This is a genomic window from Streptomyces sp. NPDC002181 (genome assembly GCF_042890485.1).
Classification (GTDB): domain Bacteria; phylum Actinomycetota; class Actinomycetes; order Streptomycetales; family Streptomycetaceae; genus Streptomyces.
Window position 1 is genome coordinate 461040 of record NZ_JBIASC010000005.1, and the last position, 12597, is coordinate 473636.

Below are 12597 nucleotides of genomic sequence, written 5' to 3' on the forward strand. Positions count from 1 at the left end.
GCAATCGGTGGCTCGCGGGTGGTCTCAGCTGCCGGGATGCGCCGGCCCCAGCGCCCGGTAGTGCGTGACCAGCCGCCGCCGTTCGTCCAGTACGTGGAAGGCCAGCGCCGGGGCGAGCTCGTAGTCCACGGCGGGCCGGCCCTCGAAGGGCAGCGGCACCGTCGAGGCCACCCCGGGCGCCACGAGCAGCGGCCGCCCCGCGAACGTCGTGGCCGCGGCGACGTGCGCGTGACCGCACAGCAGCGCGACGACCTGCGGGTGCCCCTCCAGCACCGCGGCGAGACGCTCCTCGCCGAACTGCCGGACCCGGTCCACGTACGGGGTGTGCAGGTCGACCGGCGGGTGGTGGAAGCAGACGAAGACGGGCAGCTCCCCGCCCTCGGCGGTCAGCGTCCGGTCCAGCCACCGCAGGGTGAGGTCGCTGAGCAGGCCCTCGTCGCTGCCCGGGACCGTCGAATCGCACAGCAGGAAGACGGCTCCCGGCACGCGGACGACCCGGTTCAGCTCCTCGTCCTCCGGCGGCGCGTCGAGCAGGCCCGTACGGAACGGGCCCCGCCGGTCGTGGTTGCCGGGCAGCACCAGCACCGGGTACGGCAGGTCGAACAGCTTGCGGGCCTGCGCGTACTCGTCCGCCGTCGCGTGGTCGGCGATGTCACCGGAGACCAGGACGGCGTCGATGGGGCCGGGCATGTCCCGCAGGTGGTTCATGACGGTCAGCGCGCGCTGCGTGGCGCGTTCCGAGAGGTCCAGATGCAGATCGCTGACATGGGCGATGACGGTGGTCGTCACGACGGGTCTTCCTTCCGGGCTTCGGTCGCCGCGGCCTGGAAACGGGCCCTGACCTCGGCGTTGGTGTGCGCCGAAGTTACCCGCGGGGGCGTGGGCCCACCCCTGCCGATGTGCAGCGCCACGAGATGCGGTCCGGGCCGCCCCTTGATCTCCCCCAGATGGGCGGTGACCTCCTCGGCCGTACGGCAGACCCTGCCCGTGCGGTATCCGGCCGCGAGCGCCAGCTCGTCCCAGCGCATGGCCGTGGCGCGGGTGCGCTGGCCGCCGGTGGAGTCGTACGCGCCGTTGTCCAGCACGAAGTGCGTCAGGTTCGGCGGCCGCCGCTCGCCGACGAGGGCGAGCCCGCCGAGGTGCATGACCGCCGCGCCGTCGCCGTCGATGACCACGACCTCCCGGCCGGGACGGTTGATCGCGGTGCCGAGGCCCAGCCCGACGGCGTGCCCCATGGAGCCCTGCATGTAGAAGTTGCGCCGGTCGTCGACGATCCCGAAGAGCTCCCGGCTGATCATGCCGGTGGTGCTGTAGACCAGCGCGTCGCCCAGGTGCCCGGCGATGAGGGACACCGCGGCGCGGCGGTCCATCCCCGCGTCCTGGGGCGCCGCGGGCACCGGAAGGGCGCCGACGGTGTCCGCCGGTACGAGCACCACGAAGGAACGCCGCTCGCGCCGGGCCCGCTCCGCCCGGTCGAGGAGCCCGCCCAGGCTCTCCCCGGCGGGTTCGAGGATGCCGTGGGCGACCCCGAGGGCCTCCAGTACGCCGATGGTCCCCGCGCCCATCGCCGCGTGGTGCGGTTCGTCGTCCTCGGCGTCCGGCCAGCCGCGCAGGCTGACGAAGAGCAGCAGCGGGATCTCGTACGCCATGGTCAGCGAGGTCAGCGGGTCGAGGAGGTTGCCGAGCCCGGAGTTCTGCGCGAGGACCGCGGCCCTGGTCCCGGCCAGCTCGGCGCCGGCCGCCATGGACAGCGCGATGCCCTCGTTGGGCGCCGGCACGTAGCTCTCCCGCTGCTCCAGCAGCGCGAACGGGCCCTTGAGGAAGGAGCACGGCACCCCGCTGAAGAACCCGTACCCGCGGCGGTCCAGCTCCGCGCAGAAGAACTCGGCACCGATCATGCGCTCCACTCCTCCCACCGGTTCACCTGCGTGAGGCCGAACAGCTCCTTCATCGGGGCGATGGTGTCCTCGACCCCGCCGGTCCCGCCCCGGAGCCGGATCTCGCCGAGGACGTCGCGCATGGCGGAGACGGAGGCGCGCAGCGCGTGGTTCGCGTAGATCACCATCGAGACCCCGGCCGCCTCGGCCTCGGCGAGGTCCCAGTGCGGATAGGTGGTCGGTACGACGACCACGGGCCTGCGGGCCCGCCAGGCCTGGAGGAACTCCAGGATCTCGATCGGCGTGGACTTCTTGGAGTGGATGAGCACGGCGTCGGCGCCGGCGTCCGCGTACAGGTGCGCGCGGCGCAGCGCCTCGGCGAGCCCGGCCCCGGCGATGAGCGCCTCGACGCGGGCGATGACGGTGAAGTCGGCGGTGGTGCGGGCCCGTACGGCGGCCTGGATGCGGCCCGCGAACTCGCCCGCGTCCTCCAGGTTCTGCCCGCCGCCGAGGAAGCTGTTCCGCTTGGGGAACACCTTGTCCTCCAGGCAGATCCCGCCGATGTCGGCGGCCTCGAACTGGCGCACCGTGCGGACGACGTTGATGTTGCCGCCGAAGCCGGTGTCGCAGTCCGCCAGCAGCGGCAGCCCCGTCGCCTGGTTGACGTGCGAGCAGGCTTCGAGCAGCTCGGACATGGTCAGCAGGCCCAGGTCGGGCAGGGCCCGGGAGGCGGAGATCTCGAAGCTCGAAGCCCACAGGCCGTCGAAGCCGGCCTCCTCGACGAGCAGGGCCGTCAGCGCGTCCCGGGAGCCGACGATCCGGGCCAGTTCCCTGCGTTCCAGCAACTCGCGCAGTCGCGTCGCCTTCCCCACTATTCCCCGGCCCTCTGCGCGAAACGGCCGTGGTGGGTGTCGTCCACGTCCTTCCCCGCCGACTCGAACACGCAGTGCCAGTGGAAGGAGCCGGGTCGGGCGTGCTCGGCGTCGGTGGCGCTGAGCAGGCGGAACCCGGGGTGCAGGCGCAGCAGGTCGGCGGCGTCCACGTACAGGTGCGGGTGCACCTTGTCGTCGGCGGCCCCGGGCTGGCGGAAGGTGTTGGGGCTGACCTCGGTGCCGCGCCCGTACTCGTGGTTGCGCTTGGAGAGCATCGTGGACTGGTAGATGCCGCCCGGGCGCAGGACGCGCTGGACCTCGTCGATCACCCGGCCGAGGCCGGCCTCGTCGTTGTGGTAGACCACGTTGAAGGCGAGGACGTAGTCGAAGCTGTCGTCCGCGTGGGGGAGTTCGGCGAAGTCCCCGATGTCGAGGGCGACCCGCAACCCGCGCCTGTCACCCTCCTCGCCGACCGCGCGCACCGCCGCCTCGCTGGCGTCGGTGCCGGAAGCGGTGAACCCGGCCTCCGCGAACCAGAGGGCGTGCCGGCCCACGCCGCAGCCGAGGTCCAGTACGTCCTGCGCGCCGAGCCCGCGCAGCCGCGCGGCCTCGTCCACGACCCACGGGTGCGGCCGCGACCAGTCGCCTGTGCGCCCGCTGTCGGTGCGCCAGACCTCGTCCCAGTAGAGATGGGCTGTCATCGGATGACCTCGCTCGTGATCGCTTTTCAGGGGGAGTCGACGGGCTCCAGCAGGCCGGCTTCGAGCGATCCGTCCAGCAGGGGCCGCATCGCGTCGAGTGCGCAGCCGGCGGCGGCGAGCGCCTCCGACAGCGGCCGGCGCCCGTCGAACCCGCGCAGCAGCCGCAGCCAGTCCGCGTGGGTGAGGTGGTCGATGACGAAGCGGATGCCGCCGTCGACCACGACGTACGAGGTGTTCGCACCGGGTACGTCGTCGAGCACGAGGACGCCCTCGGCGAGGCGGAACACCGAGGCCTCCTCGATCCGTTGCCGCGGGAACAGCTCCCGGACCTCGGGGCCCTCGAAGTCCGTGACGCGCAGTGCGTACGGGGCGGGCCCGTTCGGGGCGCGGCTGCCCGGGACGTCCACGGCCATCAGGTCGAGGATGCCCAGGTTGACCACGCGCAGGAGCAGTTCGACGTGCCCGGACGACTGGTCCCGCTCCAGCCGGCGCAGGGCGCGGTGGATGTTCGCGCCGTCGAGGTACTGGGCGGCGCGCGGGGAGGAGAGCGCCTGCTCGACGAGCTCGTCGCCGTTCTGCGCGAGCATGCGGGTGAAGGTGCGGTGCGTGTGGCGCACGCCCTCGCCCTCGTAGAAGGCCAGCTTGGGCCGGCTGATCACCTCGGCGGGCAGGATGTCCCGTACGGCCTCGCGGATCACCCGCTTGTCCCAGAACAGCCGCTTGCGGTAGGCGCGCGGGACGGTCGCGAGCAGTTCGATGATGCGGTGGTCGAGGAAGGGGACGCGCGCCTCGACGCCGTTGCCGGAGGCGGTGCGGTCCTCGACCCAGAAGTTGTACTGCTGCATGTCCCGGAACTTCCAGGCCAGGTAGGAGCCGTACGGATCGTCCACGGCGCCGGGCGCGTACGCGTCGACGGCGTCGTCGCTGAGCAGCGGCAGGTCGGTGCCCTCCCACCAGGCGGAGAGCGCGGACTGCGAGCCGAGCGCCTTGCGGCGGGCCATCGTCCGCAGGTTGCCCTCGAAGTCCTCCCAGTCGCCGCCGCCCGAGAGGGCGACGCTGTAGCCGCCGCTGAACTCGTCGGCGCCGGAGCCGAGCAGGATCGCCTTCAGCTCGGGCCGCTCGGCGCGGGCGAAGCGGTACATCTCGCTCTTGTAGAACTGCTCGGGGCCGCACAGCGGCGTCTCCATCAGCCAGAGCAGGCGCCGCCACTCGTCGGGGGAGGGGATGCGCTCGGCCCCGAAGGCGACCTGGTGGTGGGGCAGGCCCAGCAGGTCGGCGGTCTCGCGGGCGTACTGCGCGTCCTTGTTGACGACGGTGGCGCCGGTCAGCGCGGAGAAGGTGTGCAGTCCGGTGTGCGCGGCGAGGGAGGTGATGGCGGCGGAGTCCAGGCCCCCGCTGAGGAAGACCCCGATCTCGGCGTCGGCGATCAGGCACTCCCGTACGGAGGAGGCGAGCAGATCGCCCATGCTCCGCACGAAGAAGCTCTCGGGCAGCCCGCCCGCCTCGGCGGGCGCGGGCAGCTCCCAGTACCGGTGCACGCGGGTGTCCCCACCCCGCAGACCGATGTCGACGATGCCCCCGACGGGCACCTGTTCGATGCCGGAGAACCAGCTCGTGGCCTCGTCGTGGCTCATGACGGGGGCGGAACTGAGCCCCTGGTCGGCGAGCGCCCGCGCCCAGTCGAGCTCGCGGGGACAGTCGGGGTGTGCGAAGAGCGCCTTGACCTCGGAGCCGAAGAGCACGGTGTCGCGGTTGCGGTGGATGAACAGGGGCTTGATGCCGAGCCGGTCGCGTGCGAGCAGCAGCCGCTGCTCGCGCAGATCGATGACGGCGATCCCGAACATCCCCCGCACGTCGTCGAGGAACCCGAGCCCCTTTTCGAGGTACAGGTGCAGGAGGACCTCGCAATCGGACTCGCTCCGGAACCGGACCCGCCCCTCGAACCCCTTCTTCAACTCGCGGTAGTTGTAGATCTCCCCGTTCGCCGCGAGGATGACGTTCCCGTCCTCGCTGATGAACGGCTGCCGCCCGCCCTCGGGGTCGATCAGCGCGAGCCGCGTGAACGACATGCACGCGGGCCCGGTGTGGTGGAACTGCATGTCATCCGGCCCGCGCGGCCGCAGCGCATGCGCCATGTCCCGGAGAATCGCGTCGGCGGAACCCGCGAGGGCGCTTCCGTCCGTGTGGGCGAATCCTGCAATTCCGCACATAAGACTTCCGATTCCCCTGTGGCTGGTGACGGGAGCGGACATGCCACGCCCCCCGGAGGGGAGGCGTGGCATGGAAGCCGCTACTAGCGGACAGCGGCGACGATGGTGCCCTGGTCGACCTTCTTGGCCTCCGGCTTGACGTAAACCTTCATCTGATTCACCTCCGCTCGGCGTCAGCGGTCACCTACTGCCGAACAGCATCCCCACGCCCGGTTTCCCCGTGGTGGCCCCCCAGTGGCGCCCCGGCATTCCGACCCGGGCCCGGCCTCCCCCTGGTCGGCGGCGGGACGCGCGAGCCCGTCGTCTCCGTCTTCTCCGCCGAGGAGATCCGCTGCCCGGGCCGGAGGGCTGGGCGAGGGGAGCCGGCTTTCGCCCGCTCCTTCCGAGGGCGGACTCGGAGTCTCGATCACGGAGCACGGGAGGGCCGCCATCACAGATCCCAAAGAGGGTGCACTCTCCAACGGGCCGTCATGTCCGGGCGCGCGCCTAAGGAAACCCCAAACTCCGTGCACCCGGCGCCGTGTGCCCTGCGTCTTCTACCGTCCTACCTGACACCGGGGATCGTGCAGCTCGCTCGCGTTCTTTGAGATCCCCCAGACGTAGGGAAGGAAGCACATGCAGCAGAGGTCGATGTACGTGATCATCGGGGTCCTCGCGGCGCTGGTGGTCGCTGTCGCGGGCAGTCTCGTGGCTGTACTTGAGGGCGGAAGGCTCACGACTGCGCTCAAGACCGGAGCGGCGACCTTCGCCGGCGCCCTGACGCTCGTTCTCGGGGTCATGCTCTGCCTGGGCGTGGTGGGCTCGTGAGTGTCATCGGATCCCCCCGTGGGGGTGCGGCCGCTGAGGACTCCGCCGCGCTTGAGCTTTTCGCAGAGGTGCGCCACTACCGGGAACGCCTCTCCCGCTCGATGAACGCCCATGACTCGGCCCGACTCGTCCTCGGGCTGCTCTACCTGAGCCGGGCCGCCCACGCCGCCCCGAAGTCGGGCGTTCCCACGTGGTCGTGGCTGCAGGCCAAGGCTGCTGAGCGCAGCCCGCGGATCGGGGCTGCCGTGAGCCGGTGCCTGGCGCATTGGCTCGCAGGGCCCGGCATCGGTCTCGATGACGCGGGTACGAGGGACTCGATGCCCCCTCCGCCTCCCGGCGCCGACGGCCCGCTCCGTGATCTCATCCTGGCGATCAGCTCCGTCCAGCAGGTTGGAGCGCTGCTCGACCTGTGCCTCGGCGACCTCTCGGCGGAGCAGGCCCGCGGAAGTCACTACTTCACCCCGACCGACATGGCCCGTCTCATGGTGGGCGCCGCCGCCCCGCAGGACGGGCACAGCGTGCTGGACCCCGTCTGCGGTTCCGGCGGGCTGCTGGTCGAGAGTCACGGTTACGTCCGTGAACGCGTCGGGCTGACCCCGGCCATGACCTTGAGAGGGCGGGAGCAGCACTCCGCCACCTCACAGGTCGCGCGCATGAACCTGGCCGTGCGGGGCATCAAGGCGCACATCCTCCCGCCCGGAGACAGCCTCGGGGAGCCGGAGCCCGATCCGTACGACATCATCCTGGCCAACCTTCCCTTCAACCAACACGACTGGGCGCTGGAGGACCGCGTGGGCGCGGGCAGCCGCCACGGTCGATCCGTGCCCTCCGATCCCCGATGGCCGGAGGAACCTCCGCCCAAGGGATCCGGCAACGTCGCCTGGATCCTGCACGTTGCGCACGCTCTGGCTCCGGCGGGCCGCGCGGCCTTCCTGATGGCAGACAGCGTGGCCAAGACCTCTCAGCCCGCAACGCGAAGGCTGCGCGAACGGCTGCTGCAAGCCGACCTCGTCGAGTGCATGATCGCCCTGCCGCCCCGCGTGTTCGGCCATACCGATGCCACCGCCTGCCTGTGGGTGCTGAACAAGTACAAGCAGGCGCAACCCGGTTGGAGCACCGTCGACCGCCGTGGACAGGTGCTGTTCATCAATGCGCGGAGGGCCTTCGAGCGCGTTCCGAAGTCGAGTGCGCGGCGGCTGGGCGACGTACACACGGAGCGGATCCTGGACACCCTGGCGGCTTGGCGCGGTGCCGTGGCGGACAAGAACGCTGCCATGCCCTACCTCGACGAGCCCGGCTGGTCTCGCAGCTGCTCGATCAAGGAGATCGCCGAGCGCCGGTACGAGCTCATGCCCACTTCGTATGCCGCGGAGTCCCCCGGCCTCGAACGCGACACGCTGAACCGGATCGACCGGTTGAAGCGCGAGCTGGTGGAGAAGCTCGGTCGTGGGCACGAACTGGAGTCGCGTTTGCTGGACGTATTGGAGGAGATCTGATGACTTCGGCCGCCCACCGCGACCGCATCAGCACCCGTGCCTGGCACGTAACCGCCATTGGTGATTTCCACCCGAAGGACATTTACACCACGTCCGGCATCCTCGACGACGATGCGCCCGAGCAGGCGGGCATCGTGAGCTCGACGCATGTCAGAGACGGGAGGATTCGGTCGCCTCGAATCGGCGGGCGCACCCCTGGGGGCGGTCCTCTCAGCCGGGCGACCCTCAAGGAGGGCGACCTGGCCGTCGTACTCGTGAGGCGGACGGGCGAGACCGCGATCGTCACCGCCGAGCACGCGGGATGGACTGCGACCAGGTCGATCGGCATCATCCGCGCGGTCCCCCACGTCGCGAGATGGCTTCGCATCTGGCTGCAGACGTCCACCGCGAAGGCCCGGATCGACGAGGACGTGACGGCACACGTCGAGCCCACCGTGAGTCTGGACACCCTCCGCCGCATGGAGTTCCCACTCCCTCCGCCGGACGTGGTCGCCACGTACCACCGGGCTTTCGGCATCCTGGAGGAGTTGATCCTCCTTCACGGGGAGGCCGCACGCGATGCGGTGGAACTGGCTGACGCGATCCACGAGGACTGGTCGTCCACTGCGGCGTGGGATACACGGCCGCTCCGCGAAGTAGCCAAGGCGAAGACGGGTACGGGTTCCGCGCGTGCACTCGCCTCCGACGCGAACGGCCTCGGCGTCGACGCGGTCACCCCGACCGATCTTTTCGGCCTCATGGTGCCTCACGTGGAGCGGTTCCGCCTGAGCAGGCCGCCCGACGCCACGGAAGTCTGGCCGGCGGGCACCTTCATGTTGAGCACCCGCCCCGACGGAGCGCACATCGCCGTGACACAGCATCCGGCGACACCCACCAGATGTGTACTGGCGGTTCGGCCGGTGGACGACATCGACGGCTGGTGGCTGCTCCACGAGCTGAGACGGCGGAGCAACGACATCACGCAGGCGGCTCAGGGCCGCAATGCCCGGGAGATCTCCGCACGCGCCTTCTCCCGCCTGAGCGTCACGTGGCCCGACTCCTCCACCCGCGCCCGCTTCCACGCCTTGGCCGACCCGCTGCACGCCGTCGCCAGGCAGCTGGTCTCCAAGATCGCGACCCTGCACGACCTGAGGGACGCGCTCCTGCGCGACATCTCGGCAAAAGCCGCCGTCGTCATGGCACGGGATGCGGATCCCGGTGAGGAGCACGTACTCCCCACTCGGCCTTCCGCGATCCCACCACCGCGCGAGGCGACGGGCGGTCACGCGCCGGGATGGTTTTCGGAGGATCCATGGGGACCCGAGTGAGGAGGAAACAGGCGTGGCTGCCGGGCACCGGGACTCAGGACGGGACCCCGTGTCGCGGGTTCAGGCGAGGGTCTTCAAGGTGTCCGCAGACAGGCGCGCGGTCGGATCCGCCGCCCCGGCATCGAAGCGGATGCCCTCGGTCGCCAGGGCGTCGGCGGGGGAGTCCGTGCGGGTGGGGTCGGTCCAGCGGAAGCCGGGGCTGACGCGGCCCGCCTTGTTCAGGACCCGCCAGGCGTTGGGGCACTGGCCGCAGGTGGCCAGATGCGTGCCGACCGGGACGGCGTGGCTGCCGATCACGGCAGCCACGTCCCCGTACGTCGTCCACCGGCCCGCAGGGACGGCCGCCAGCAGTGCGTGCAGGCTCGTCCAGTCCTTCCCGGTGCCGCTGAGCTGCTTGGCCAGGCCGGCGAGGCTGGTGCCGCCCAGGGCTCCCCACTCGTCGGGGTCGACGGTGTCCGGGACGTGGGCGGTCTCGACGTCCCACCAGGTGGTGCCCTGTATGCCGTCTGCCTTGCGGCCGGTCACGCTGGTGAAGATGTGGTTGGCCAGCCCGGTCGGGGTGTACGGCTTACCGTCGTTCTTCCACGTCAGTGGCTTGGCGGTGTTGTTGCTCCACGTGACACTTGCTCGGCTGCTGTCCTCACCGACCCAGGCCAGGATGTCCTCGCGGATGCCTTCGGTCACTCCGTGCCTGGGCGTCAGCCGGAGCAGGGCCCCATCCGGGAGCAGTCCGGCGCCGACGATGACGTGCACGGCGTTCTGGGCCCGCGAACGTTCCTCCAACTTCTTGGCCGCGGCCTTGGCCTCGATCCTGGCCGGAGCAAGAGTGAACTCCTCCACCTCCGGGGTGGGATACACCTTGGTGAAGCTGGCGACGAGCTGGTCCTTCACCTTCCACAGGCCCACCTGAACGAGGTCGATGTCGAGGTTCATCTCCGACAGCCACACCACGGTGTGGGTGACTTGCTTGGGGAAGTCGGCAGCGATGATCACCTGCCTGGGACGCTGGAGCAGTTCAGGGCTCCAGTCCCCGTCCACGTGATCGAGGAGGCGCTGGCGGCACGTGTCGAGATCGAGGTTCTCGCCCCGACCCTTCCGGAACTCGCGGTGTGCCTGGGCCAGTGTGTCGAGGTCGAACCGGGACACCAGGGCGGCGTAGGTGATCGCCTGGAGGTGGACGTCGCGGTCGGCGCTGCCCCGCTTCAGCTCGACCACCACGAGGCGCCCGGTGGCATCCAGGCCCAGGACGTCCAAGCGGTCGCGCGCCGGCACCCCGTCCGTGTCGGCCCACCGATCGAACTCGGAGGTGATCACGAGCACCGATTCGCCGAGGACCTGAGGGTGCGCGATCACCCACTCCTGGAGGTGCTGCCGTTCGAGGAGGCTTTCTGCTGCCAGCGTGGTCGGTGAAACAGGCGTGGCCGAGCCCCCGTCGACGGTGAAGAGATGATCCACGCTGTCCCCCTGCCCCGATGCGTCAGCCAGGCGCACGCACGTCGCCCGCCACGAGCCTACGTGCGGGTCACTCCCCGGGTCAGTTCGTTGCGGCAGACCGCGGAAGTGGTCGGCAGCCGTGCCGTAGACGCCAAACAGGGGCCTGATCCGCGATGCGGATCAGGCCCCTGACCTGGTCTTACGAAGTCGGGGTGGCGGGATTTGAACCCACGACCTCTTCGTCCCGAACGAAGCGCGCTGCCAAGCTGCGCTACACCCCGATCGCCGCCTTGGCAGCTGCTGCTGTCCTGGCGACATCGATTACTTTAGCGGACCCTCGGCCGGAGACGAAATCCGGTTTTCGCGAGGGGGCCGCCGGGGGGCCTACGCCTTCGGGGTCAGCGTCAGCAGGGTGGCTTCCGGGGGGCAGGCGAAGCGGACCGGGGTGTAGCGGTTCGTGCCGCAGCCCGCCGAGACGTGCAGGTACGCGCGGTGCCCGTCCGCCTCGTGCGTGGAGAGCCCCTTCACCCGCTTCGTGTCCAGGTCGCAGTTGGTGACGAGCGCCCCGTAGAAGGGGATGCACAGCTGCCCGCCGTGCGTGTGCCCCGCCAGGATCAGCGGGTACCGGTCGGCCGTGAAGGACTCCAGGACCCGCAGGTACGGGGCGTGCACGACCGCCATCGAGAAGTCGGCGTCCGTCTCCGGTCCGCCCGCGACCCGCTCGTACCGGTCCCGCTTGATGTGCGGGTCGTCGAGCCCGGTGAAGGCCAGCTCCAGGCCGGGCAGTTTCAGGCGGCCGCGCGTGTTGGTGAGGTTGACCCAGCCCGCCGCGTCGAAGGCGTCCCGCATCTCCTCCCACGGGTTGTGCACGGCGCCGACGACCGGCTTGTTGCCGTTCAGCCCGTGCCGCCCCTGGACCTTCTCGATCAGGTAGCGCCCGGGGTTGCGCAGCCGCGGCCCGTAGTAGTCGTTCGACCCGAAGACGTACACCCCGGGGAAGGACATCAGGGGGCCCAGGGCGTCCAGTACCTCGGGCACGCCCTCCGTGTCGGAGAGGTTGTCGCCCGTGTTCACCACGAAGTCCGGCCGCAGGCCGGCCAGCGACTGGAGCCAGGCGCGCTTCTTGTGCTGCCCGCCGACCATGTGGATGTCGGACACCTGGAGCACGCGCAGCGGGCGCATCCCCGCCGGGAGCACCGGCACGGTGATCCGGCGCAGCCGGAACGACCGCGCCTCGAAACCGGCGGCATAGGCCACACCGGCGGCCCCCGCCGCCGCGATCGACGCCGTGACCTTCAGGGGTACTCCGTAACGCGCACGCATGGCCCCATCGTCGCAGACGCGGAAAACCTGCGGGCGCCACCGCCCGTACACCTGGCAGACTCAGGTCATGACCACGCTCAAGGCCAAGCTCCAGGAAGACCTCACCACCGCCATCAGGGCGCGCGACGAGCTGCACTCGTCCACGCTGCGCCTGACCCTCGCCGCCATCACCAAGGAGGAGGTCGCGGGCAAGGAGGCGCGCGTGCTCTCCGACGACGAGGTCCTCAAGGTGATCGCCAAGGAGGCGAAGAAGCGCCGCGAGGCCGCGGAGGCCTTCGCGCAGGGCGGTCGTCCCGAGCAGTCCGCGCGCGAGACGGCGGAGGGCGAGTTCCTCGACACCTACCTGCCCAAGCAGCTCAGCGACGAGGAGCTCGGCGCGATCGTGTCGCAGGCCGTCGAGGAGGCCAAGGCCGCGGGTGCCGAGGGGCCGCGGGCCATGGGCGCCGTCATGAAGATCGTGAACCCGAAGGTGGCCGGTCTGGCGGAGGGCGGCCGCGTCGCCGCCGCCGTCAAGAAGCACCTCGCGTAAGAGCGAACAAGAGGATCACGAGAGGGGGGCCCGGCCGCGCG

At 70.7% G+C, this 12597-nt stretch carries 11 protein-coding genes and 1 tRNA gene; 4 read left to right on the forward strand and 8 right to left on the reverse strand.

Annotated elements, in window-relative coordinates; translation table 11 throughout:
* Positions 1-24: 24 nt before the first annotated feature.
* The 5 genes from ACFYXV_RS17155 to asnB are packed head-to-tail and all read right to left on the reverse strand — an operon-like array spanning position 25 to position 5732.
* Complete coding sequence (locus tag ACFYXV_RS17155; RefSeq protein ID WP_385467759.1) at positions 25-789, reverse strand: metallophosphoesterase; 765 nt, start codon at positions 787-789, stop codon at positions 25-27.
* Positions 786-1898: a phosphonopyruvate decarboxylase gene (aepY, locus tag ACFYXV_RS17160; RefSeq protein WP_389383277.1), complete on the reverse strand. Its 1113-nt coding sequence runs from the start codon at positions 1896-1898 to the stop codon at positions 786-788. Before aepY ends, ACFYXV_RS17155 begins: the two co-directional genes overlap by 4 nt.
* Positions 1895-2749, reverse strand: a complete 855-nt coding sequence (locus ACFYXV_RS17165) for an isocitrate lyase/phosphoenolpyruvate mutase family protein (protein ID WP_385467753.1) — start codon at positions 2747-2749, stop codon at positions 1895-1897. Before ACFYXV_RS17165 ends, aepY begins: the two co-directional genes overlap by 4 nt.
* The gene (locus ACFYXV_RS17170; RefSeq protein ID WP_389383278.1) at positions 2749-3450 is read right to left on the reverse strand and encodes a class I SAM-dependent methyltransferase; all 702 of its coding nucleotides are present in this window, start codon (positions 3448-3450) and stop codon (positions 2749-2751) included. Before ACFYXV_RS17170 ends, ACFYXV_RS17165 begins: the two co-directional genes overlap by 1 nt.
* A gap of 26 nt (positions 3451-3476) precedes the next feature.
* A complete protein-coding gene (gene asnB / locus ACFYXV_RS17175; protein ID WP_389383279.1) occupies positions 3477-5732 on the reverse strand; it encodes an asparagine synthase (glutamine-hydrolyzing) in 2256 nt (751 codons plus the stop codon).
* A gap of 543 nt (positions 5733-6275) precedes the next feature.
* Between asnB and ACFYXV_RS17180 the strand changes: the two genes are divergently transcribed.
* The 3 genes from ACFYXV_RS17180 to ACFYXV_RS17190 all read left to right on the forward strand — a co-directional run bounded on the left by ACFYXV_RS17180 (position 6276) and on the right by ACFYXV_RS17190 (position 9270).
* Positions 6276-6467, forward strand: coding sequence for a hypothetical protein (locus ACFYXV_RS17180; RefSeq protein WP_389383281.1), 192 nt, complete (start codon positions 6276-6278; stop codon positions 6465-6467).
* A 101-nt stretch (positions 6468-6568) separates the two neighbouring features.
* Entirely contained in the window at positions 6569-7963 is a 1395-nt protein-coding gene (locus tag ACFYXV_RS17185; protein WP_389383282.1) for an N-6 DNA methylase, read from the forward strand.
* Positions 7963-9270 carry a hypothetical protein gene (locus tag ACFYXV_RS17190; RefSeq protein WP_389383284.1) on the forward strand — a complete coding sequence of 436 codons (1308 nt, stop codon included), beginning with the start codon at positions 7963-7965 and terminating at the stop codon, positions 9268-9270. Before ACFYXV_RS17185 ends, ACFYXV_RS17190 begins: the two co-directional genes overlap by 1 nt.
* A 60-nt stretch (positions 9271-9330) precedes the next feature.
* On the opposite strand, the gene ACFYXV_RS17195 is transcribed toward ACFYXV_RS17190, so the two are convergent.
* The 3 genes from ACFYXV_RS17195 to ACFYXV_RS17205 form a co-directional block, all read right to left on the reverse strand.
* The gene (locus tag ACFYXV_RS17195) at positions 9331-10725 is read right to left on the reverse strand and encodes a DNA-binding protein (RefSeq protein ID WP_389383285.1); all 1395 of its coding nucleotides are present in this window, start codon (positions 10723-10725) and stop codon (positions 9331-9333) included.
* Between the two features lie 186 nt (positions 10726-10911).
* Positions 10912-10985 (reverse strand) — tRNA-Pro (locus ACFYXV_RS17200).
* Between the two features lie 103 nt (positions 10986-11088).
* The gene (locus ACFYXV_RS17205; protein WP_385475804.1) at positions 11089-12027 is read right to left on the reverse strand and encodes a metallophosphoesterase; all 939 of its coding nucleotides are present in this window, start codon (positions 12025-12027) and stop codon (positions 11089-11091) included.
* A 67-nt stretch (positions 12028-12094) separates the two neighbouring features.
* Between ACFYXV_RS17205 and ACFYXV_RS17210 the strand changes: the two genes are divergently transcribed.
* Positions 12095-12556: a GatB/YqeY domain-containing protein gene (locus ACFYXV_RS17210; RefSeq protein WP_389383286.1), complete on the forward strand. Its 462-nt coding sequence runs from the start codon at positions 12095-12097 to the stop codon at positions 12554-12556.
* Positions 12557-12597: the final 41 nt, after the last annotated feature.